The organism is Taibaiella sp. KBW10, assembly GCF_003852495.1.
Classification (GTDB): Bacteria; Bacteroidota; Bacteroidia; order Chitinophagales; family Chitinophagaceae; genus Edaphocola.
This window is the reverse complement of record NZ_QAJI01000004.1, coordinates 206,202-229,692: the sequence shown is the minus strand read 5'-3', so window position 1 is coordinate 229,692 and position 23,491 is coordinate 206,202. Positions and strand designations below refer to the sequence as shown.

At 42.1% G+C, this 23,491-nt stretch carries 26 protein-coding genes; 5 read left to right on the top strand and 21 right to left on the bottom strand.

Annotated features, from left to right (window positions below; genetic code table 11):
• Nucleotides 1-62 precede the first annotated feature (62 nt).
• On the top strand, nt 63-2,681 hold the full coding sequence (locus tag DBR32_RS08685; protein WP_124635924.1) for a putative LPS assembly protein LptD: 2,619 nt from the start codon (nt 63-65) through the stop codon (nt 2,679-2,681).
• Between the two features lie 11 nt (nt 2,682-2,692).
• Here the strand turns inward: DBR32_RS08685 and DBR32_RS08680 are convergent, their stop codons facing one another.
• Nucleotides 2,693-3,178 (bottom strand): hypothetical protein, encoded by a 486-nt coding sequence (locus DBR32_RS08680; RefSeq protein ID WP_124635923.1) that lies wholly within the window; start codon nt 3,176-3,178, stop codon nt 2,693-2,695.
• Between the two features lie 66 nt (nt 3,179-3,244).
• Here DBR32_RS08680 and DBR32_RS08675 point away from each other — a divergent pair, with 66 nt between their 5' ends.
• The 3 genes from DBR32_RS08675 (at nt 3,245) to DBR32_RS08665 (ending at nt 7,858) form a co-directional block, all read left to right on the top strand.
• On the top strand, nt 3,245-4,228 hold the full coding sequence (locus DBR32_RS08675; protein ID WP_124635922.1) for an acyl transferase: 984 nt from the start codon (nt 3,245-3,247) through the stop codon (nt 4,226-4,228).
• An 85-nt stretch (nt 4,229-4,313) separates the two neighbouring features.
• Nucleotides 4,314-5,813, top strand: coding sequence for an APC family permease (locus DBR32_RS08670; protein WP_124635921.1), 1,500 nt, complete (start codon nt 4,314-4,316; stop codon nt 5,811-5,813).
• Between the two features lie 14 nt (nt 5,814-5,827).
• Entirely contained in the window at nt 5,828-7,858 is a 2,031-nt protein-coding gene (locus tag DBR32_RS08665) for a BatA domain-containing protein (RefSeq protein ID WP_124635920.1), read from the top strand.
• Between the two features lie 71 nt (nt 7,859-7,929).
• Here the strand turns inward: DBR32_RS08665 and DBR32_RS08660 are convergent, their stop codons facing one another.
• From DBR32_RS08660 to DBR32_RS08610, 11 genes are all read right to left on the bottom strand, one after another.
• Nucleotides 7,930-9,978 carry a collagen-like protein gene (locus tag DBR32_RS08660; RefSeq protein ID WP_124635919.1) on the bottom strand — a complete coding sequence of 683 codons (2,049 nt, stop codon included), beginning with the start codon at nt 9,976-9,978 and terminating at the stop codon, nt 7,930-7,932.
• An 89-nt stretch (nt 9,979-10,067) separates the two neighbouring features.
• Nucleotides 10,068-11,213, bottom strand: a complete 1,146-nt coding sequence (locus DBR32_RS08655) for a tail fiber domain-containing protein (protein ID WP_124635918.1) — start codon at nt 11,211-11,213, stop codon at nt 10,068-10,070.
• 44 nt (nt 11,214-11,257) lie between these two features.
• Nucleotides 11,258-11,767: a T9SS type A sorting domain-containing protein gene (locus DBR32_RS08650; protein ID WP_158605945.1), complete on the bottom strand. Its 510-nt coding sequence runs from the start codon at nt 11,765-11,767 to the stop codon at nt 11,258-11,260.
• A 285-nt stretch (nt 11,768-12,052) separates the two neighbouring features.
• Nucleotides 12,053-12,931 (bottom strand): bestrophin family protein, encoded by an 879-nt coding sequence (locus DBR32_RS08645; protein ID WP_124635916.1) that lies wholly within the window; start codon nt 12,929-12,931, stop codon nt 12,053-12,055.
• Between the two features lie 44 nt (nt 12,932-12,975).
• The gene (locus DBR32_RS08640) at nt 12,976-13,695 is read right to left on the bottom strand and encodes a DUF1003 domain-containing protein (protein WP_124635915.1); all 720 of its coding nucleotides are present in this window, start codon (nt 13,693-13,695) and stop codon (nt 12,976-12,978) included.
• Nucleotides 13,696-13,787: 92 nt separating this feature from the next.
• Nucleotides 13,788-14,171, bottom strand: coding sequence for a VOC family protein (locus tag DBR32_RS08635; protein ID WP_124635914.1), 384 nt, complete (start codon nt 14,169-14,171; stop codon nt 13,788-13,790).
• A gap of 28 nt (nt 14,172-14,199) precedes the next feature.
• Nucleotides 14,200-14,628 carry a VOC family protein gene (locus tag DBR32_RS08630; RefSeq protein WP_124635913.1) on the bottom strand — a complete coding sequence of 143 codons (429 nt, stop codon included), beginning with the start codon at nt 14,626-14,628 and terminating at the stop codon, nt 14,200-14,202.
• Between the two features lie 7 nt (nt 14,629-14,635).
• Nucleotides 14,636-15,049: an SRPBCC family protein gene (locus DBR32_RS08625; protein WP_124635912.1), complete on the bottom strand. Its 414-nt coding sequence runs from the start codon at nt 15,047-15,049 to the stop codon at nt 14,636-14,638.
• 35 nt (nt 15,050-15,084) lie between these two features.
• On the bottom strand, nt 15,085-15,501 hold the full coding sequence (locus tag DBR32_RS08620; protein ID WP_124635911.1) for a DUF6157 family protein: 417 nt from the start codon (nt 15,499-15,501) through the stop codon (nt 15,085-15,087).
• Between the two features lie 15 nt (nt 15,502-15,516).
• Complete coding sequence (locus tag DBR32_RS08615) at nt 15,517-15,942, bottom strand: DUF1801 domain-containing protein (protein WP_124635910.1); 426 nt, start codon at nt 15,940-15,942, stop codon at nt 15,517-15,519.
• Nucleotides 15,943-15,945: 3 nt separating this feature from the next.
• Nucleotides 15,946-16,512 (bottom strand): YdeI family protein, encoded by a 567-nt coding sequence (locus tag DBR32_RS08610; protein ID WP_124635909.1) that lies wholly within the window; start codon nt 16,510-16,512, stop codon nt 15,946-15,948.
• 152 nt (nt 16,513-16,664) lie between these two features.
• On the opposite strand from DBR32_RS08610, the gene DBR32_RS08605 reads away from it, so the two are divergent.
• Nucleotides 16,665-17,555 (top strand): hypothetical protein, encoded by an 891-nt coding sequence (locus DBR32_RS08605; protein WP_124635908.1) that lies wholly within the window; start codon nt 16,665-16,667, stop codon nt 17,553-17,555.
• A 74-nt stretch (nt 17,556-17,629) separates the two neighbouring features.
• Here the strand turns inward: DBR32_RS08605 and DBR32_RS15645 are convergent, their stop codons facing one another.
• From DBR32_RS15645 to DBR32_RS08565, 9 genes are all read right to left on the bottom strand, one after another.
• Nucleotides 17,630-17,782: a hypothetical protein gene (locus tag DBR32_RS15645; RefSeq protein ID WP_199724426.1), complete on the bottom strand. Its 153-nt coding sequence runs from the start codon at nt 17,780-17,782 to the stop codon at nt 17,630-17,632.
• Complete coding sequence (locus DBR32_RS08600; RefSeq protein ID WP_124635907.1) at nt 17,782-18,117, bottom strand: antibiotic biosynthesis monooxygenase; 336 nt, start codon at nt 18,115-18,117, stop codon at nt 17,782-17,784. Before DBR32_RS08600 ends, DBR32_RS15645 begins: the two co-directional genes overlap by 1 nt.
• 169 nt (nt 18,118-18,286) lie before the next feature.
• Nucleotides 18,287-18,718, bottom strand: a complete 432-nt coding sequence (locus DBR32_RS08595) for a VOC family protein (RefSeq protein WP_124635906.1) — start codon at nt 18,716-18,718, stop codon at nt 18,287-18,289.
• A 19-nt stretch (nt 18,719-18,737) separates the two neighbouring features.
• A complete protein-coding gene (locus tag DBR32_RS08590; RefSeq protein ID WP_124635905.1) occupies nt 18,738-19,106 on the bottom strand; it encodes a VOC family protein in 369 nt (122 codons plus the stop codon).
• 25 nt (nt 19,107-19,131) lie between these two features.
• Complete coding sequence (locus DBR32_RS15575; protein ID WP_158605944.1) at nt 19,132-19,989, bottom strand: SRPBCC domain-containing protein; 858 nt, start codon at nt 19,987-19,989, stop codon at nt 19,132-19,134.
• A 518-nt stretch (nt 19,990-20,507) separates the two neighbouring features.
• The gene (locus tag DBR32_RS08580) at nt 20,508-21,608 is read right to left on the bottom strand and encodes an MBL fold metallo-hydrolase (protein WP_233559695.1); all 1,101 of its coding nucleotides are present in this window, start codon (nt 21,606-21,608) and stop codon (nt 20,508-20,510) included.
• Nucleotides 21,609-21,723: 115 nt separating this feature from the next.
• Nucleotides 21,724-22,191 (bottom strand): YkgJ family cysteine cluster protein, encoded by a 468-nt coding sequence (locus DBR32_RS08575; protein ID WP_233559694.1) that lies wholly within the window; start codon nt 22,189-22,191, stop codon nt 21,724-21,726.
• Nucleotides 22,192-22,193: 2 nt separating this feature from the next.
• Nucleotides 22,194-22,682 carry an asparaginase domain-containing protein gene (locus tag DBR32_RS08570; protein WP_124635903.1) on the bottom strand — a complete coding sequence of 163 codons (489 nt, stop codon included), beginning with the start codon at nt 22,680-22,682 and terminating at the stop codon, nt 22,194-22,196.
• A 40-nt stretch (nt 22,683-22,722) separates the two neighbouring features.
• Complete coding sequence (locus tag DBR32_RS08565) at nt 22,723-23,463, bottom strand: hypothetical protein (protein WP_124635902.1); 741 nt, start codon at nt 23,461-23,463, stop codon at nt 22,723-22,725.
• Between the last annotated feature and the right edge of the window lie 28 nt (nt 23,464-23,491).

Here is a 23,491-nt window from a genome sequence, read left to right as displayed (position 1 = left end):
TAATTAAAAATATTTAAAACATTTTTGGAGTAAAAGAAATAGTATTTTTGCGAGGCTTTTACATGCATATAGAATTCGTTAACATATTACCCCTAAGGTATCGCTATCACTTGGTTGCTTTTATAGCATTCCTGTGTTGTTCCTTTCCGTCATTCAGCCAAACATTAAACGAAGCAGAAACGGATACTATTGTGACGCAGGCCTCTTTAAAAAAGGATAGTTTAAGCAATGCCGACAAAGAGCTGCAACTCGGCATTAAAATCTCCAAGGATGCTCCTGAGGATGAGATCGTTTCTAGCGCTAAAGACTCCGCCATCATGGATATGGAGCAGAATATATTTTATCTGTATGGGGATGCGGTCATCACCCAAAAGGACATTGAGCTCAAATCGGGTGTTGTAGAATTGGAGCAAAAAAACAATGTGGTGCGCGCCTACCCTACTTTTGATACCAGCGGACGTAAAATATCGGAGCAGGAATTTACGCAGGGTTCCGAAAAATTTCAATATGATTCTTTAAAGTACAATTTTAAGAGCAGGCGTGCGATCGTACGGAATGCCCGTACGCAATATGGCGATGCATTTATGATCAGCCAACAGATCAAGCGGAATCCGGATCAATCGATCTATGGCTATAAAAGTACTTATACTACCTGCAACCTGGATCATCCGCATTACGGCATCTATGCCAAAAAGATCAAGGCCATTCCCAACAAAGTGATTGCCACCGGGCCGGCTAATCTACAAATTGCCGATTTGCCAACACCTCTGATGTTTCCCTTCGGCATCTTTCCGATCAATCCACAGCAGAAATCGGGCTTTATATTACCCACGTATACAATGGAAGAAAACAGGGGTTTGGGTTTGCAGCGCATCGGATATTATTTTGACATTAATAAATATATAGGCGCCACGGTACAGTTCGACATTTTCTCTAAAGGAAGTTTTGGTGTTTACGGTTCAACCAATTATGCTAAAAAGTATAAATATAATGGTAGCCTTAACCTTAATTATAGCCTGAGCAAATTCGGAGAGTCCTATGATGTGGGACCGACCAGCCAAAAAGATTTCAGGGTAGACTGGACGCATCAGGTAGATCCCAAGTCTATGCCGGGTGCCAGCTTTAATGCCAAGGTAGAGTTTGGTACCGGCGGCTACAACAGGGTAAATGGTATGAATTCCGGAATGGTCTTAAACAACCAGTACCTGACTTCTGTAGCCTATACCAAAAGCTGGACGGGGAAACCTTATGCTTTATCGGTTGCCTTAAGGCATAACCAAAGCAGTAATACCGGAACCGGATCGATAACCTTACCGGACATTACCTTTAACGTGGCACAGATCACACCTTTTCAGCGTAAGATCCAAATAGGGAATCCTAAATGGTATGAAAAAATCTCGGCGACCTATATGGTTGCCGCACAGAACAAATACGACTTCAACGATTCTACCTTTAACCTGAATAAAATCAAATTTTCCGATTTCAGTAGCGGGATCAAACATGCCATTAGCATCGGAGCGGCTTACAATATATTTCGCTTTGTGAATTTCAGTGTGAACATTCCTTATAATGAGTATTGGAATACGAAGCAATTGTTCCGCACCTATAATCCAACAACAAGGAGAGATGACACCACTATGAACATGGGCTTTTTTGCCACACGGGATTTTGGGGTTACTTCAAGTCTGAATACCCGTATCTATGGGGTGAAGATGTTTAAAAAAGGAAAGGTGATGGGTATCCGTCATGTGTTAACCCCGGCCTTGAACTTTAACTATACACCCGGTTTTGCCAACAGCCCTTATAATTATCTATATTATTATCAGGGCGAATACGGACCTCCGAATCCGCAATCACCCTATGTGCTGTCTCCGGGTAATATCGGTTATCCCAACAATGCAATGCCCCTGGGTTCTGCAGGGATATCTATCAATAATACCTTACAAATGAAGGTAAGAACCAAGGATTCTGTAGGTACTAAAACGATATCGCTCATTGATGGTTTAGGATTGAGTGCCAACTATAATTTCTTTGCCGATTCGAATAACCTTACCCCTATTAACCTGAATGCGCGCACCAATATTGCCAAGCATCTGGATATTACGATGAGTGGCCAGTTTGACACTTATCGTTTCAAAAACGGGTATCGTTCCAAAACATACCTGATCAATGACGGAGGGCCTTTATTACAATTAAGAACCTTTAATGTGGGTTTGGGCTTTAACTATCAGGGAGGAGAGAAACATAAAGATGAAAATGTAGAAAAAGAAAGAAAGAATAATGCGGAAGCACAGTTATTGTTGCGCAACAATGGCATCAATGATTATTATGATTTCAATATTCCATGGAATATTAATATAACCTCTTCTTTAAGTTATTCAAAAAGAAACCTCGCTTCGAGTAAAGACACGAATATCTTCAGTCCCAACCTGACGTTTAGCGGAGGCATAAGATTTACCTCTAAAATGATGTTGAATGTAACTTCGGGTTACGACTTTGTGAGCAAATCGATTGGGTATACTTCGATCAACATCACCCGCGACTTACATTGCTGGCAGATGATGTTGAATATCGCACCGTTCGGAATCTACAAGAACTACAACTTCACCATCAATGTAAAATCTTCGGTTTTACAAGACTTGAAGCTGGTGCGGCGAAGAGCTTACCAGGATAATTACTAAGAAAGAATTAATTAAGGATGTACAAATATATCAGGAGAGCTGATGGTATTACTTTGATTACCCGCATTATCCGTTACGAAAACTTCAAATTTGAAGGTATCTCTTTCTACATGTATTGTATCAATGCGCGGTAAAAAGAATACATTTTTAGCTAAGGAAATAGAACCAGCCCCTTTCAGGTACTTCTTTCCATATCTCGATGCAGGCGGTACATAAGGAAAAGGATATTTATACGATACGCCTGTGGTTACATTCTTGATATTAACCACCAGAGCCGAATCTGTATAATCGGTACCAATGTTGCCATCGCCATCTACAAAATCATAATACATCTCCCACCGGCCGGTATCTTTATAACTGACACTGGTTGTATTAACGCTTTTATACGTCAATTCTGGAATGACAGAATAGGTAGGATCTTTGCTCTTATCACAAGAAGCAAAACCTAAAGAAATAAAAACTAAAGCAGCAGCTATTTTTCTATATGGTGATGACATAGGATTGTTTATATTTTCTAAGTCTAAATGTATTATTATTGCATTCAAATATACATAAATAATACCATGTCGACAAATGCTCTTCCGGATTTGAGCTGGTTAAGGGATGCAAATAAAGACAATTTCCCTCAAAAAGCATTGGAGTTATTTTCATTCCAATATCAGTCCAATAACCTGTATAAGGATTATTGTAATGCCCTACACATTGATGTGGCTGCTGTAAGCACACTTACGGACATTCCCTTTCTGCCCATTTCCTTTTTTAAAAGCCATGAAGTCAAAACAGGTTTTTTCGAAACGGCTTTGACTTTTGAAAGCAGCGGCACTACGGGTATGATTCCCAGCAGGCATCATATTGCCCATCCTGAATATTATGAATATGCTTACCGGTCTGCTTTTCATCATTTTTATGGTGCGGTAGAAGACTATATTATTATTGGCCTGCTGCCTTCTTATCTGGAGCGAAAGCATTCCTCTCTGGTGTATATGGTCAATGACCTTATCCGCTTAAGTGGCCGGCCCGAGAGTGGTTTCTATCTCGACGAATTTGAAAAACTAGCCCAGGTCTTGTCTGCAAACAAACAAAAAAAGATACTACTGATCGGGGTCACTTTTGCATTGCTGGACTTTGCAGAAGCCTATCCTATGTCTTTGGACAATGTAATCGTGATGGAAACGGGTGGCATGAAAGGAAGAAAAGAAGAGTGGACCAGAATGGAAGTGCACGATTATTTAAAACAACAATGGCAATTGCCCGTCGTTCATTCTGAATATGGCATGAGCGAATTACTCTCGCAGGCCTATGCAGTTAAAGATGGTTTTTTTGCTTGCGACAAAACCATGCAGGTATTATTGCGGGATGAAAGTGATCCCTTACACACCTTTGCTTATGGTAGTGGTTGTCTTAATGTGATCGATTTGGCCAATATTGATTCCTGTGCCTTTATCGCCACCGAAGACGTGGGTAAAATACACTATAATGATACCTTTGAAGTATTAGGCAGAAGGGATTTCGCGGCCTTAAGGGGCTGTAGCCTTATGGTAGTATAACACCGGGCAGGCACAAAAAAATAATGGATTATACAAGCAATTGTTTTATTTTTAATACTTTGGTACCTATAAGCACAAATACACTATGGAGCAAAGCCCAACAGCACTCAAACGCAGTTTAAGTCTTACCGATGGTATCCTGATCGTTGCCGGATCGATGATCGGATCCGGTATTTTTATTGTCAGTTCCGATATGGTACGAAATGTGGGCAGTGCGGGCTGGCTAATGCTTATTTGGCTCATCACCGGTATCATGACGGTCTTTGCGGCTATTTCTTATGGGGAACTATCTTCGATGTTTCCCAAAGCAGGCGGGCAATATGTCTTTTTGAAAGAGGCTTATAATCCACTCACCGGATTCCTGTATGGCTGGAGTTTTTTCACGGTTATTCAAACGGGAACCATTGCTGCAGTAGGTGTTGCCTTTAGTAAGTTTGCCGGTTACTTTATTCCTGCACTGGAGATGAAAGATGCTAATATTCTCTTTTCTATAGGTGATTCTTTTAAACTATATCCTGCACAGCTGGTCTCTATTGCCCTCATTATTTTTCTGACCTGGGTCAATTCGAGAGGGGTAAAAGAAGGAAAACTTATTCAAAGGGTTTTTACGAATGCTAAATTATTGTCTTTATTTGGCTTAATTATTTTTGGCTTTCTGCTGGCCGCAAAAGCAGATATCTGGAATGCGAACTGGGCAACAGGCTTTCAATTAAGCCATACAACGCCGATAAACGGCAATGCCGATAATGGCTGGCATTTATTTAATTCTTCCATTACCCTGACGGCAGGCCTGGGCTTGGTCGCTTCTGCCATGGTCGGATCTGTATTCAGCAGTGTAGCCTGGGAAAATGTAACGTTTATTGCAGGGGAAATAAAAAATCCACAGCGCAATGTCGGTCTCAGTTTGTTTTTAGGCACCCTGTTGGTAACCATTATTTATATTACCATCAACCTGATGTATGTGGCGGTATTGCCGCTGACCCCTGCTACCACGGGAGACCTGTATCAAGCGACTCAGTTGAGCCCCAGTATTGCCTTTGCCCCGCAAGACCGCGTAGCCACAGCAGCTTCGTTCAGCATCTTTGGCAATATCGGCGCTTTAGTGATTGCCGTCATGATCATGATCTCCACTTTTGGCTGTAATAATGGCCTGATCATGACGGGCGCACGCGTGTTCTATACGATGGCCCTGGATAATTTATTTTTTAAAAAAGCAGCGCAGTTAAATAAAAATGCCGTGCCGGGATGGGCCTTATGGGCACAATGTGTGTGGACCAGTATCCTTTGCCTGAGCGGAAAATATGGCCTGCTCCTGGATTATGTGGTCTTTGTAACCCTTATCTTCTATATCATTACGATTTATGGTATTTTCAGGCTCCGCAAATCAAGACCCGATGCGGAACGTCCGTATAAAGCGTTTGGTTATCCGCTTATTCCGATCATCTACTTTATACTGGCGGGTGCTATGGCTATAGGTTTGTTGATTGCCAAATGGGAGACCTGTGTGTTTGGTATTATTGTCGTTTTGATCGGCCTACCCGTTTATTACCTGTTTGTCCGTAAAGAAAAGCAGCCCACGATCTAATTTGAACTTGTAACATGAACTTTTTATTCCCCTTATTTTTACTTTCCGGTTTGGCCATTGCCATACCCATCATTATACATTTATTCAATTTCAGGAAATACAAAACTGTACATTTCTCTGACACCCGTTTACTAGAATCCATCAAAGTAACTTCTAAAAAAAGCGCTACAATTCAAAACTGGTGGCTACTTTTAAGCCGTATCTTATTTGTATTGGCAATGGTGCTCGCCTTTGCACAACCCTTCTGGAAGGGTGCTACTGCGCAGAAAAGTGGCATTCAGGTCTTTTATGTAGACAATTCCCAAAGTATGGCCGCCAGCCGCAACAGCCAGCTTAATCTGTTACAAAAGGCAATTTCAGATGCCCGAAAAACGATAGAACAGCAAGGTCCCGCACAGGAATATATCTTGCTGACCAATGACAATATGTATGCTTCCCGCCCGGTCACAAAGAGTGAAGCGCTGAAACAAATTGAAGCCATAGCCATTAGTGCAAAAACGGTTAGTTTACAACAAATCGTCACGGCAGTTAGTAATGCCACACAAAATAATAATGTGCCCTCTGCAGATGTATATATCTTTTCTGATATACAAAAAAGCACCTTGCTGAGTCAGGCAGTAGATAAGCCGGCCAAGGAATTTAATTTTCATTTCATCACGAATACACATAAAGATATTGCCAACCTTTATTTTGATACAGCTTACTTTGTAAACCCGACGATTGATACCCGACAGGAAAATCCCTTAGTCGTAAAAATAGGCAGATCGGGCAAGCAAGAACAAAGTACAGTTGCGGTGCAGGTATTGGTCAATAACCAGGTAAGGGCCGCAAAAACAATTTCCTTCACTACAGATTCTACCCGGCTCGATACCATTCCTTTGGTCATTAATACACCGGGTTGGCATCAAATCGCTATTGTACTGAAAGATGAACACATCAATTACGATGATACCTTTAGGATGACGGCAAAAACCAATGCCACCTTATCGGTGCTGAACCTTACAGAAGCCGCTCCCAGCCCATATATAACTGCAGCATTAAGCCCGGCCAATGGCTTTATCACACAACAACAGGGCATCGCGGCTATAAACGACAAAGACTGGAGCCGTTATAATTTGATTATTTTACAAAATATAGCTACCCTATCTCCCGCCCTGGTACAATCTATTAAATCGGGATTGACAAATGGACTGAGCTTCTTCATCATCCCTAAAAACATACGGGATATCGCAGCTTTTAACCAGCAATTGGCTGCACTCGCTCCTATCAGTTTTGCTGCGGAAGATACCAGCCGGCAACAGGTAGGTAGTGTACAATCCGAACATGCCTTACTCAAAGACGTTATTGCCTCTGTACCCACCAATGTACAACTACCGACTGTACTAAAATACTACCCTATTACTGCGGGCTTGAACGCCGGTCAGCAAAGTATACTGACGATGAAAAACGGGAAACCTTTGCTGGCACAATACGCAATCGGCCAAGGTAAATTATACCTTTCGGCCAGCGCTTTAGATGAACAATCGGGCAATTTTGTCTTAAGCAACCTGTTTATGCCTATTCTGTACAGAATGTGCGCGCAAAGTGGCGCCCAGTCTATTTATGCGATTACGGCAAACAGTAAACAACCGGTATTTGTACCACTCAGTACGGCCAACAGAAGTGTTTTTAAAATATGGGGTAAGGGGCAGGAATCCGTGCCGCCGCAAACACCTTTTGGAAACGGGACAAATATCTATGTAGGTAAATCGATTAGCCAAACAGGCTTTTATACAATCAAAGGAAATGACCTTAACGACAGCACTTTAATTGCGGTTAATAATGATATCCTGGAATCTCAGTTAGAACCGGCAGAGAAGGCAACTATTGAAGCAGCCTTAAAACCTGCTTCTGTAAATTGGCAAGATGCTGCAACTTCGATACAGGTATCCTCTGAGTCATCAATGCCCCTCTGGAAATGGTGCCTCATTCTGGCCCTGATCAGTTTGTGTATTGAAACATTCTTCCTCCTTAGAAAGAAGCGAGCGCATTCAGCAAATGCTTAAATATTTAAACAGAAGCGCCCCGAAAAACGGGGCGCTTCTGTTTAAGGTAAGATTTTGTTTATGAACTGTACTTATTTTGTTTTCAATTCCGCACCACCTGTTGTGTTCGCACGTGCTTTGCTTTCTGTTTGCTGGCCCGTTTTGGTCGCAGGTATTGCTGTTTTATCGCTATTCAACGTTTCTTTAGGACGGGTTACGGCATCTATACTTTTATCTGCCGGTTTGCCCCATTCTGCAGCATGCAGGTATTTACCTTTAAATTCGGGTTCTTTTTCAACCTCTGCAACTACACGATGTGCCTCTGCATATTTATCATGGCGGATACCGGTTACCTGCCAGCTTACTTTAATATTAGGCTGATTGGTTTGGATCACAAATTTATCTGCGTTTACTTCTTCCGAAACGATGGCCTGCGCAAAAGCACCGATTACCGTTAATTGATACCGAAACTCTTTATTCAACGCTTGAAAATATGCGGGCAATTTTACCGTTGCATACCCATTGGCATCTGTGGTGATGTTGCCATTGTAAATATTCATCATATCAGGGCTTTCTACAAAACTGTGGTATAAGTATTTATTTTCCGGATCTACAGGGTGGTCTATTTTAAACGTACCACTACCTTTTGAAATAGATCCGGTGACCTGCACATTTCCGGAAAAATAACCGGCATAATTGGTTGTAGCGCCTACTGCATAGCCATATACACCATAACGGGTAGTTGGTGCAGTCGCTCCCCCGATTGTATTGGCATAACCATATACTCCGTAAGCATTACCTCCACCGGTTGTTGCGGCAAAAGAAGCGTTCTTGTTATATCCTACCACACCAATACCATTTACAGAAGCTCCTTCCACCCCTGCTGTATTGGCCGATCCGTATACACCGATGTCCTGATTACCGGTAGTAAAAATACTATTCACATCCTGGTTATTGACACCATTGTATCCGATACCTTGTATCCCGGTACCATAGTTACTTCCGTTGTAATTACCATATACACCTCCTTTCAGACAACCCTGAGCCGTGTAGGAATAACCGGTGATGGCAGGAAAAGTATCTATGGCTGGTACTGGTGTAGCCGGTTGCATTACGGTCAGTCTGCTGGTGGGCGTGGTGGTTCCAAATCCGGAAGCACCCGTAGAGACGATGATGCCGCGACCCGTGACGCCTCCGTCAAAGAAGCCCGCAATACCGGCGCCGGTAGCTACGCCCCAAATACCATTACCGGTACCGGTGGCTACCCCTACAGTACCACCCAGTGTTCCTGTAGAAAGGCCATATACCCCATTTTGCGTACCACTCACCCCGATCACGCCGATACCGGTTGCCGATTCGCCATATATAGATCCGGAGGTGGCAATACTGGTTGCCGGAGCAGTGCCTAACAAGCCTCTCATCGTGTTGCTGATACCGGTTGCGTTTACCTGCAATTTAACGTTGGGGCTTAAGGTACCCACATTAAGTCCCACAGAGGTTCCGTCGTCGGTCAATTGAGAATTGCCGCCCGTGGTGGCACCGGTAAATTTCATCAGGGTATTGGTCGCTCCGCTGACGTTGGCACTACCTGCGGGTCCCTGTAGACCAGTGGCGCCGGTAGCTCCTCCCGGACCTTGTGGCCCTTGCGCACCGGTTGCACCCGATAATCCGGCAGGACCTTGCGGGCCTGTGGCACCCTGCGGACCGGCAGGGCCTGTTATCCCTTGAGGACCGGGCGTGCCGCTAGCAGCATACAAGGCAAAAGGGACGCTTAATAATTGTGTCGCACCCAGGCTGGTATATGTTGTACCACCAGAAGGATCGATCTCTACTTTGATATATTTATCTCCTGTAGCCCAGTCGACCCCAGCCATCGTGCCCGTAACTGCCGTACCATTACCAATAGACAGGTTGTACAATCCAAAGGCATTGGTGGTGGCCTGCTGTGTTTCGGCATATACTACCGTACCGGAAGCAGAACCCTCCAGGATACTTATTTTCAATCCCAAAGATTGATTGGCTAAAGCCACACCGCTGGTGTTTCTGGCCACACCCTGATAATTAAATAATTTAGGCGCCTGAGCATAGCTCATGTTGATCATTGTAAATGCCAACGCCGCATTGAGTAAAAACTTTTTCATACCAATAATATTTTGAGTATTGTATATTTTTTTGAGCATAGTATAAGGTTTCTGCCGATAGGTGTTTCAACAGAAACCTTATGACATGTTTATTTGATTTTTGTTTTCAGGACTTCTATTTCTTTTCTTAATTCTTCAATTAGTACCTGTTGTTCCTGAATGGCTTTTATGGCCAGAACACTCAAACCGGAATAGTCCATGCTTAATTGGTTTTCCACGATCGGATTACCTTCATTATTTTTATTTGCCGTTACCAATTCGGGGAATACTGCCTGTACGTCTTGTGCCAGGAAACCTATAGATTGAATATGTTCTGGGTTGTTGTATTTAAACTCATAACGTTTTGCATCAAGCGTTTTCAGTTTAGGCAATACTGATCCTATGCTTTGGATATTGGTTTTTAAACGGGCATCAGAAAGAGAAGTATAGGCACCTGTTGTTGCATTAAACGTACCTAAGTTGGACGTTTTACCGATAATCATTTCTCCCGAAGAGGAAGCGTAGAAACTCCAGCCCGTATTGGCTGTTGTATTTTGAATACGGATACCATTATCATTAAAGGTTCCGGTAATACCATCTACTTGTAAACGATATCTTGGGAAACGCGTACCCACACCGACATTACCAATAGAATCTACGGTAAATTTAGGGCTGGCGCCAATGGTTAAGTGTACACTACCTAAAGTGTTACCACCACCTGTACCGAAATCTACATCTTCATTTTTTCCGGAGTAGCTACCTAAGTAACCTCTGTAGACACCTCCTTCATAAAAACCCCACCATAAGCTGGACGTGGCACTACCGACCATACCTTTACCTCCGCCAGAAGTGGCCTGCACTGAATTGGCCGCCATGGCATAAGGTACGCTTACTAATTTTGTAGGGGTACCTGCGGCTACATAAGCCGTACCACCGGCAGGATCTATTTCTACTTTTACAAAACGCTCGCCGTCCAGCCAATCAACACTGGAAAAACTACCGGTTACAACAGTACCACTACCGATAAGCACATTGTACAGGCCATAAGTATTGGTTGTGGCCGCATGTGTTTCTGCATATAGTACCGTATTGGTCGTGTTCAGTACACTAATCCTCAAGCCGATCGCCTGGTTGGCCAAAGCAGCTCCGGAGCCGTTGCGGGCTACACCCTGATAATTGAATGCACCAGGCACCTGTGCCCAAATGCTATTGATAAATGCTATGAAGCAAAACGAAAGGAGTAATAACTTTTTCATATAAATTGATTTATGATATTATTAAAAATTGATTAGGTGTTGTTTTATTTAATTTTTTTAATCTCAAAACTGTTCTGGTAAGAACGGCCTTGCTGTTGTACAGTAACTTTCAGAAAATAGTTGCCCGCTGCAAAAGGGCTCAGGTCTATTTTCATACGGTCTTTGCCAGAAGCCACTTTATATTCTTTGTTCATTAGAGACTTGCCCAATACATCGTATAAGCCGTACTGTACTGCTATAGCCGCATTCAGGTTTGTTTCCAGGTATACAAAATTGTCTGTAGGGTTAGGGTAAACGCTTAGTTGGTCATACGTTAGTTGCACATCATTGATACCTACCTGAGCGGGGCGTGGCTGGAGTAAGCCCTGTGTAACGGTAATCGAACCGGCAGTGGCGGTGTGTACAAGCGTCATCTCGCCGATCGACCATTCGTAGGTATTGCCCGAGATCGCTGCGCTGCCTCCTGTCGCATTAAGCGTAGAAGGACTGATACTCTGTGCCTGGCTACAATAACCTATTGTACCGAGCACAATAATTAATAGTGTTGACTTCATAACAACTGATTTTAAAGTGAAAAATAGTGACACCATTTATATACATTAAACATTAATTACTATGTTTAAAAATAGGGAACAGTGTTTTTTAAATATATTTTATGATTAATTATAAGTCAAAGGTGAATCAAAATGACAGGAAAAACATTAGGAAAATCACCCATTTTTTGCCGTTAAAACCCTTATGTTCCCATGCTTTAAATAGCGAAAATCGGGGCTCGCCAAACAAAAAGGGCTGCTCCGGAAGAAGCAGCCCTTTTTGTTTGGCCTAAAATATAATTAAGATTAAAGTATCTCGTTGATGTGCTTATGAATATTATTGCTGATTTTTTGCAAAGGCAGGTCGTTGGGATCGCCGCCAAACGGGTCTTCTATCTCTTCTGCGATCAGCTCCAGACTACCCAAAACATAAGCGATAAACGTAACAAGAGGTGCTACATAATAGCCCAGTTGAAATACATAACCGATAGGAAGTGTAATGATATAGACGGCTATAAATCTTTTGATAAAAGAATTATAGGAATAAGGTATGGGTGTATTCTTTATACGCTCACAACCGCCACAAATGTCGGTAAAGGAAGATATTTCATTGTTCAGGGTGATGAAATGGGCCTCTGTCAATATTTTCTCTTTAAACATCTGCTGTAATTTCAGGTACAGCAGTTTTGCCACCTGGTTAGGAATATGTTTGTCTTTTTCCAATACATGCAGTTCCGGATGCTCTTTCATATCCAGGCTCAACCGCGTACTTTCCGATTGTAAATGTAGCCTTAAAGACTCTGCATACATGGGAATATATTTCTTGAAAAAATTCCGGTATTCTTTATCCTCAGATTCGAGTACTGCTGATAGTTTGATGGCAAGGTTACGGCTGTTGTTCACAAGCGATCCCCATAGTTTCCGGCCTTCCCACCATCTGTCATAAGCGGTGTTGGTACGAAAAACGACCAATAAAGAGATAACAAAGCCTAAGGTAGAATGTAGTAGGTTTATATTTTTGACCCAACTGTTTTTTGACAGTTCCAGTACTTCTATTTCCAGATAAGCTATCACTCCACAGTAAATAAAGGTCATGATTAATATCGGCAACATTTTTCTGAGGGTATCTGCCTTCGACAATAAAAATTTAAAGTCAAACCAGGTTTTGCTATCGTAGACGTACATCCGTTTTAATATTTTGTCAAAAATAAAGAATCGATTCGATTAAATTAAGCTTCTGTAGCGGATTTAGGGCCTATTTTTTCTAAAATATCATTCATCATCTCGATCTGCACTCTTTGTATTTCCAGCAGCTCCTGTTGCTGATGAATAATAAGATGGTCTATTTTTTCATGCAAAGCTCTTAATTCTATTTCTGCTTTCAGGTTGATCATGTAATCTTTCTTTGCCCTTGCCCGGTCTTTCTCTTCCTGCCGGTTCTGGCTCATCATAATGACGGGTGCCTGTAAAGAGGCAATACAAGACAGGATCAGGTTGAGCAGGATAAACGGATAGGGATCAAATCCTTTGTTGCTGAGTAAATAAATATTTAAAAGAATCCAGATCAGGATAAAAATGCCAAACGAAATAATAAACGTCCAGCTACCGCCAAAGGAAGCAACCTTATCGGCCACACGCTGGCCATAAGTCATTACGGTTTCGTTCTCTTCATCATCTATTTTATTGGTAATGGTGGTATCGTCGCCCAGGGTATCCATTACTTTTTGCTCCATTTCCGACAGTACATCTTCTTCTTTAGAGAAATAGGTAGCTATATATTTCATTCTGTAAGTATTCAATTCTTCTAAAGAGAGTACAGAATTATGGTTAAACTTCGGATGGTCTTTTACGATTTCATTGAAGAGCCCCACACTGATGGCATGGGCTCCCACCCGCTCTGATAAGGGAAAGGAGGTTGCAGAAATATCACTGACAAAAGTTTGCTCCATAAGAATAAGATTATGCATACAAATATATACTAACAAAGGCTATCCACGGTGAGGGGATAGCCTTTTTAATGAAATGAATTTTACACGCTTGATCAACTCATCGAAAACAAGCCGAAACAGTTGCCTTCGGTATCGCAGCAAACCGCACAAAAACCATACTCGCCGATAGAGAATTTGGCTTGCATTATTGTACCACCGGCAGCGACCACACGGCTTTGCTCCAAAGCACAGTCTTCACAGCTGAAGTACACCAAAGTAGCGCTGCCACCTGATTTTACGCCTTCCATTTTCACTAAGGCCCCGGAAGTACCCTCGCCTTCTAATACGGAGGGAAAGCCCAGCATTTGCATTGGCATACCTTCGGGCGTTTTCATCTCCGTCATGGGTTGCGCTAATACAGTTTCGTAGAATTTTCTCGCCCGGTCCATGTCATCAACATAGATCTCGAACCAATGTACGGGATTAAAACCTGCCATAATATTATTTTTTAAAGGTTAAGTGTTTTTATTTTACAGCTTCGAGCAAAGGTGCGATTTCAAATTTTTTCATTTGCTGAAATACGGCAAATACTTTCTGGGCATTATCCGGATTGCTCATTAATTCGCCCAGTACTTTAGGTACAACCTGCCAGCTCAGACCAAACTGATCTTCCAGCCAGCCACACATTTTTTCCCGGCCACCGGCACTCAGCTTTTCCCAGTAATGATCTATTTCGGCCTGTGTATCACATTCGATCACAAACGAAACGGCTTCAGAAAAGGTATGCTGCGGACCGCCATTCAAACCCATCATCTCGACACCATTCAAGAGGAACTTTACGACAAAAGGATTGGTTGCAGTAATGCTGGAATTCTCGAAAACGGAGCAATAGAACTCCGCGGCTTGCTGTGCATTCCCATCGAACCACAAACAAGGATAGCTTGCTTTTACCATGTGCTTATTATTTTGCTTCTACGTGTTTTTTAAAATTATCCAATATTGCCTGCCATCCGCCTTCCTGCAGCTCACGCGGGTTTTGCTGTTCGGCTTCGAAAAGCTCGGTCACCAGGGTATGGTCGCCTTCCTGCTCAAATTGCAGGCGCACTTTACGTCCATCACCAAGGGTGTACCCAATGCGTTTGTGCTCCTCAATATCGGTATAAGTACCTGTAAAATCAAATTCCATACTCCCGTCTCTGGCCGCCATAGTATAATTAAACCGGCCACCCAGGCTCAAGTCGTTTGATGCTTTAGGGCAATGCCAATCTGGCGCCGCGCTATTCCAATGCTTGACGGCTTCCGGGTCGTTAAAAGCATCCCAGACCGTGTCTACCGGTGCATGAATACTGGTTTGTACTTTAATCGGATTTTCCATAGCTTCTTTTCTTTAATGTATTATAAAATATAGATTTAAGCTCTTTTAGCGCGCATGGCTTTTACTTTTTTGACTTGTTCATCGGCACAAAACTGATGGTAGGTCTCCGTTTCCCTGCCATACAAGGCAACCTTACCCGCTGCATCGTGGTGTATACCAAAACCATAGCGCTTCGCTAAAGGAGAAGTCCTTAAACAGGCCTGGCCTCTGGAAAAATATTGGGCAAAGGCGGCAGTCCGCTCGCTGTCCGCAAGATCATTTTTAACCGCATGACATTGAAAGATTACTTCATCGGAAGTATAATGGTACGGATGTGCCTGTATCATTTCGTACTGTATGTTTGCCACAGAAAGCTTATCTCCTTTTTGTGGCGGCACCTCGCCCTGTATTGCAGGACAGTCCTCGGCGACTTCTATAAAAGTATTGCTGTAATTTGTTGTATATTGTTTCATAAATGCTGCTCAAGCTTAGGATACCTGGTATGTTTTTTTGAGATAAGCGATATTATCCTGGCATAATTGCCTTAAAACGCTTTCGTCAATATCAGACAGTTTCTTAATATAGATACAGGCTTTCGCCATTTTATATTTGCCTAATTGTTCGAGTAAGGGTTTATGTTGTTCCATATCGCAGGAAATGTATAGAGATATTGCTGCTTTCCGGGGTGAAAATCCCAAAAGTGCCGCATCACCTTCATGGCCGCTGGCATATTGATAATGGTAATGGCCAAAACCAATAATACTACTGCCCCACATTTTTGCTTTATGACCACTATATGCCTCCATTAATGCAATCAGGGCATAACTATCTTCCCTTTTCTGCGCATCAGGTATTGCATCTATGAAATCGGAAACACTCGCATCGGTGGTTACCGTCTTATTTGGTTTTGCCATCGTCTAATTATTTTTATATTTATCATGCAAGCCTACACCCTGTGATACCAAGGGTTTCATCTTTTCTATACGGCTTAACTTTGTTTCTGCTCTTTTAGCTGTTGTGATATATTCCGCATATTCTTTCTGCTTGTAAGGCGTCAGGGCCTCAAAAGCCGCAAGAAAAAGGGCATCTTGCTGTAGCGCTTCTTGCAGTTGTTCCGGAAGGCTTACTGCCTCAGATTTTTGAGGAACCCAAATCCGGCCTTCTTCAACATTACGCATGGCTTCTTTGATATACAACAGTATCTTCTGCTCCTCGATCTCTTCCATACTGCTAAAGCGCCATTGTCTCAGGGCTTTGGTTTTGCCTTCACCCGCATTGACCAGTACTTTATAGGGATCACTGAGAAATACCCCATCGTAAAACCACAAAGAGAAAAAGTGCTTAAATCCACCGCAGGCCACTACATTACGTTCCTGATACGTGTATATCGTGCTTCCCCATTTAATGGCTTCAGACAGTCCGACCTTAGCAATGATCTGATGTAACCGGTCTATTTCCGCCAACCATTGTGTCGTGGTATCCATAAAATATTATATACGTTTCTGTAACTAAAAATACACCTTTTCCGATTCTCACAAAATTTATTTATCGTTAAAGATCCTGTTGATTGCTATGATTTTACAAAACGGATCTGCACTGAATTTTGTATTTTTGAACAATACAAAACAATAAATCAATGAAAAAAATATTCCTGTCAGCTACGGCCATTACCCTATTATTGACTGCCTGTACTGATCCTAAAACAGAAAACAGTACGGATAATAAAACGGCTGCTGCCACGGCTGGTCTGGCCAAGCCCAAAGCCCCGGTTGCGGAAGGCATAAAAAGAATTCTTTTTGTGGGCAACAGCCATACAGAGTTTTATGTGAGTATGCCAGATATTTTAGCCGCTTTATGCAAAGAGAATAATCAAAACCTACAGATCGACAAACTGGTGGAAATGGGTGCTTCTATTGAAGAAATCCTCAAAGCCCAGAAATCCACTGCGGAAAAAGATTTTGCGCTTAATGATAAGGACGGTAATTATTATGACTATATCATTTTGCAGGAGAAAACGCCGGTAGCCTTGCAGGAATTAGATAAGTATAAAGCTAGCAGTAAAACGCTGATGGCTATGGCCGCCAAAAACAGCCCGGATGCGGCCGTATATGTCTACGAACTGATGTCGCCACTGCCTTTTAAAGAAGACCCAAAGGAGTTTGACAAATACCAAAAAGACCTGACCAATAATGCAGTGGCGGTAGCCAAAACCTTACCCAATGCGGGGATACTGCCTCTCGGCACTGCTGTTGCAGCGGCCTATGCGGGTAAGGAAGGTTATGTATATGATAAGGAGGGCAAAGATCAGTTGCGCTTTGGCACCAATACCCTGCATATGCTGAATGATGCGGGCTTTTTGGGCACGGTCTTGCTTTATGAAACGATTTTTGGATCGGAACCTAAGATTCCGGCACAGTTACCCCTGGCTACGGGTACAGGCGATCAGGATCCTATAAAATTGCAGGAAGTCAATACCACGATTAGCAATCCTGTGGCTTTGCAGAAAATAGCCGCAGCGTTTAAATAATAAGGCATTTATACGATACAAAAAAGCGATGGANNTCCATCGCTTTTTTGTATCGTAGTACTATCCGGGAAAGGCTAAAACAGCTTAACGCCATACCAGGCGGCAACTGCAACAGCGATCCAGGCTAAGCCCTTAATCAGAAAAAACAAAAAGCCGAAGACCCCTAATCGCTTAAGCCATTTCTTTTTTCCACTTTTGGCGGTTTCTTCGTTTACTTTTGTGTCCATTATCTGCTGATTACTTTATACGTTTTAAAATCAGATTTCATCGGAGGTGTTTTACCTTCTTTTTTCGCGATGGCGATATCTTCGAAACCTCTTTTATGTCCTTCAATAAATTCCGGCGATTTGGTCCAGTCTTTAAAGGCATCTTCATTTTCCCAAAAGCTCACGATCAGATATCTGCCACTATCGTCTTGTGGTTTTAATACTTGCATGTCTACAAACCCTTGCATTCTGTCGATCGCGTGTGCTCTGCTCGCAAACAAAGTCTCGAAACGGTCTTTATAATGATCGTCACAGTCGATGTAATTAATTGCTACAAAGTTCTTATTATTTTCCATTGTTTTATCGTTTTGTAATTTTTATGTAAAATTCGACAAAACAAGCTTAAGGCAATTGCAAAATCGGGAATAAATACTTATACATTTCGGAATTTATACAATTGCTAACAAATAAAAAGGGCGGTTACTGACAACAGTACCCGCCCCTCTTTACGTTTTATGATATGTATTATTTACAATTAAACATCCATTGTATTCCGTATTTATCGGTACAGCTTCCGTAATAAGCCCCCCAAAACATGTTCTGCAGCGGCATGGTTACTTTACCACCTTCTGAAAGCCCCTGGAACAAGCGATCGGCCTCTTCTCTAGAGTCCGGTTCCAAATTGAGGTGTACATTATTACCAACATTTACGGTGAAGCCCAAAGATTCCGGTGCATCGGTTCCCATTAAACTATGTCCGCCTAAAATCGGCAATTCAATGTGCATGATTAAGTTTTTATCTTCTTCCGACAGTTCCGGTGCGCCTTCCTGTGGTGGCATATGCCCCAGGCGCATTACGCCCATGCCGCCAAACTCGCCACCAAAAACGGATTTATAAAAATTAAAAGCCTCCTCCGTATGTCGGGGAAAATTAAGATAGGTGCTTACTTTTGCCATTGTTATTTTATTTAAGGAATTAAGTGTTTTCTATTGAGGTTCCGAATTGCAACATATATCCGTTATTATCCCGGATGGCAAATTCCCGCATACCCCATTCAAAGGTTTCGGGAGTATAGACGATGGATACCTGCTCTTTAATTTTTTCATACCAGTCATCTACCGCGTCGATCTGAAAATAGAAGGACCCTGTAAATTGCGGCGTCTTAAAAGGCATATGCTCATTGGGCCGTGCCAGCATCAGTTCTGCTGCACCGCAGTGTAGCGCGGCCCAGCCCCATGTATCATTATATTCGGCACAGGTAAATCCGAGCACCGTTACATAAAAGGCGATGGTTTCTTCCAGTCGATCGGTCCAGAGCATCGGGCTCAGCCGTTTCACGTCCATTATCTGTTTGTGGTTATATTATTGATCAGGATTCTGCCAGGGTCTTTAAAGCCTGTAAGGCTAATGGAAATTGTTTCATCATAAATGCTTTATGCTTTTCATCAATATCTACCTCAGCGATTAAGGTGGTTACACCGTCTTTTTCAGTTAGCGTGTACATTTCTAAACTACCCGTCCATTTTTGCGTTTCTTCGTCTACCGGAAGGTCTTCTCCGTCTTTTACGGCACCAATATGGCTAAAAACAATTTGCTCCTGCTCCTTCAAATACATAATACTGCTGTACATACCGGAACCATCGGGTGCCAGAAAGCGTATATCGCCATCGGGTTCGATTTCCCCTTCATAATAAGAGCCTTCGCAAAAAGGATTGGTCCAGATCGTATATTTATCCTTATCCCAAAGGGCTTCCCATACTTTTTCTTTCGGGGCATTAATCTCAATTGTAAACGGCAGCCTTTCAATATGATACAGGTAATTACGCAGGTTTATACGGATGATGCCATCCCAGCCATATTCAAAATTCTCTTTAGAAAAATCTGCACCCGCATCTTCAAAATTTTCAATCCCATCATGCACCAAAGTAACTTTTGTTTCTCCATCCCGGTCTTCCAAAGTCCAGGAAACAACGGAAACACCCTTAGAGTGGCTCGGATGCGTCCAGGTATGCTTGAGTCTTTTATGGGTTTCAATTTCCTGTATCGTACATTGGTGATGGAACATCTTCTGCGCTCCTTCATAAAAATTAAATACGGCCCCTTCTTCCAAGACAAAATCAGGAATATCGAAATACCAGGTTTCCATCGCCTTTTTATCGGTTAACGCTTGCCAAATCTGCGCCGCGGGGACTTTAAATATTTCTGAAATAACAATAGGTGAATTCATAATTGTGTAACATTTAATGATTTAAAAATAAGCATTCTATTGCATTTTAGCATATTATTTTTTGATGCTACCTATGATTATTTTTGTTTCATCTTGAAGCTGATGTAACCCCATCAACATCTTTTTATATCATTCGCTACACGCTTATTATACATCCCATTTAATGCATTTTCGATAAAGAATTAAATAAAAGTACTGGGTATTCTGTCCGTAATCCATAGAACCGTTTTGTATATTCTGGTTTCGGCTTTTTTATCTGTTATACCATCATTGATTATCTACACAAGGTGTGTAGGCAAACTTTTCGATGGGTGTTTCGCCGATAAATGGTACTATTATTTTTGAATGTATAAAATGGCGGGGTGCCCTCGCATAAAGATTCCAAGCCGCTTGCTACTTACCCGCGACCAGTCAAGGCTGACATCTGGCATACACCTAAACATAGTGTCCCAATCCCGGATTGCCCGGGCTGTCATATTGTATTATTATATATTATATACTTTATATCTCGAGCGCTATTAATGCAAACCCAGCCACCAGTCTTTAAATTGCTGCTGATCATTGTTAAGGTCTACTTTTTCACCAATCATCGGGGTAATGAGGGGAAGGTTATTTTTAGCCGCATTCTCTTTTATTTTAATCAAAGGTTCATCCCAAGGATGATTGGCCAATTTGAATTTAGAGGAATGCACCGGGAATAATTTTTTGGCTTTCAGATCCTGCGCCGCTTTAATCACTTCGTCAGGTAAGCAGTGGATATAGTGCCAACGATCATTGTACTGACCATTTTCTAAAATGGCCAGGTCAAAGGGACCATATTTTGCGCCGATTTCGGCAAAATGTGTGTCATAGCCACTATCTCCACCAACGAATATTTTTTTGTTTGGTGTCTGGAGCACCATAGACATCCACAAGGTACCATTTCGTTTAAAGGCTCTGCCCGAGAAATGCCGCGCCGGTGTGGTATGGATCACCATTCCCTTGCCCAAATCAACTTCTTCGTTCCAATCTTTTTCGATAATCTTATCGGCCGGATAGCCCCATTTTTCAAAGTGTGCACCTACCCCGAGACCGCAGATCACGTGTGCCGTTTTGGCCTCTAAAGCTTTAACGGTTTCATAATCCAGATGATCGTAATGATCATGCGAAATAATGAGGTAATCAATAGCAGGAAGATCGGCTACGGTATAAGTATCGGTACCCAGAAAAGATTTATTGGTACCGCCGATTGGAGAAGCATTTCCGCTTAATACAGGGTCTACCAATATTTTTTTGCCTTCTAATTGTATAAAATAGGACGAATGACCAAACCAAACGAGCACGTCTTCTTCAGGATTCAGGTGTCCTAAATCTGTTTTTAGCGAAGGGATACGGTCTACCGGTATGGTGTGCGGATATTTGGTAACGATAAAATCCCACAGCACGCCCAGCATAGAATACCCTTCTGTCAGGGAGGGGGTATGGTGTATATTCTGAAAAACACCATCTTTATAATGAGGCGATTGCTTCATACGTTCTAAACGCGCTCCGGTAGGTACGGCACCAAATTTGTCCTGGCGCATATAAAGCCATACCGTAGCGGCAAGCAATACAACGATTGTCAATAAAACGAACATCATTTTCTTAAAGAATTTCAAAGTAATCTCTTTTGCCGGCAATATTAGGTCAATACGTGGACAGAAAACATGTTGTCCATAAGTTTAACGATAGATTACCGTTATCAGACGGTAGTCCTTACAACTTAATGAGCCGCTCCATCACATAATACATGGCCGGACAAACAGTGGTATTCTTAAGGGTAAGATCGGGTTGTTTGAGCAATACATCCTCATCGGTATAGGGAAAACGGGCACAATCTCTGGGTCTTTCCTCGTAGATGCTGCAATAATTATCTGATCCCAAAAACGGGCAGGGACTGGATTTTACTACATAATCACCCTCGGTATCCAACTTAAGATAAGTATCGATAAATGCCACTTCTTTCATGCGAAGATGCCGGGCAATACGTTTGATATCGGGCATCTTAAATCGCGGAGAATAATTTTTACAGCAATTAGCACAAGTGAGACAGTCTACATGCGTAAAGGCCTCTTCATGCAGATCAGGTAAGATGTCTAACACCTTATTCTTATTGGCCTTTTTCAAGAAGTTACGGTATTGTACCTGATGTTCTTTAGCCGATTTTATAAAACTTGTATCCACGATTATTTCAGGGTTTCAAAGAAGCCCGTTTTTTTATTTTTACGTACATTATCCCAGGCATAATAACGACCGTTCATAGCAACATATACACCATGTGGCAAGGTTTGCAGAAAGGCCAGGGCCGCACCCAGGTTAAAGAAGCCATCGGAACTTCCGAATTTATAGGGAATCATAGCACCTGTGATCACAATCGTCTTCGCAAGATTTTCCTTTGCAAGATACTCGGCCGTTTCGGCCATGGTATCGGTACCATGTGTGATCAGAATGCGTTCTTCTGATGCTTTTTTACAATTATGCAGTATCACTTCTCTGTCGGTGTCCGTCATTTCCAGGCTGTCCACCATCATCAGGGTGCGCACTTCGGTTTCTATGGTACAACGGCCTAATTGCAACATTTCGGGCACATGTGTTTCCTCAAAATCCAGTTTACCATTGATCATATCGTACTCTTTATCAAAAGTACCGCCTGTTACTAATATTCTGATGGACATTTATTGAAAATTTGATGCAAATGTACGCCAAAAGATGTTTTTAAGGATATAATTGTCGGAACAGATAAGAAAGAAATTCTATCGCCAGCAGAATGAGCACACTATACTTCAGTACCTGTTTGCGACGCGCCACGGATATACCATAATATTGGTGTACATATCTGAAACACATAAATCGGAGTAAAAGGAACAGTAGGATATACGTTACGAGTTGTCCCACTAAAAATCCAATATTCCAATCATCGTACATACCCCTGGACAAAGTACCATATATTGATCGAAGATAAGAAGGTATGGGTAATATTAAATTGAAAACAAATAATATCCATCCCCAGGGCTTTTTTTTGTAAAGAAAATAGATAAGTAAAGGAAAAAAGGCAAATCTGTACATTATCCCAAAAAGGGACTCAACCGTGCAATAGTCAAATATGATCATATTTCGGATCGCCATAATGATACCGAAATAAGCGAAAATGCCCTGGAATACTGATAATGCCATTATCCGCTTATGATACTTATCCATTTTGGGGTTTATCAGGTCTGAACCCTCTATGCTATTAAAAATATCATATTCCCCATAATCTTGCGCGCGTTCATCAACAAATGCCGCTGTAGTCTTTTTCTTATAGGCTTTAAAATCATCTTCTCCTATCCCTCGTTCCTGCAATACCTGACGGGCACTTTCTACGGCCTTAGGTTGATGCTTTTCAGGATTGTTCAGGATATAGAACAAGTCTTCTTCACCAAGGCTGAGGTATCTAGTATAAAAATCAAATTCCATGATAATATTACTTAAGGGAGCCGCTAAA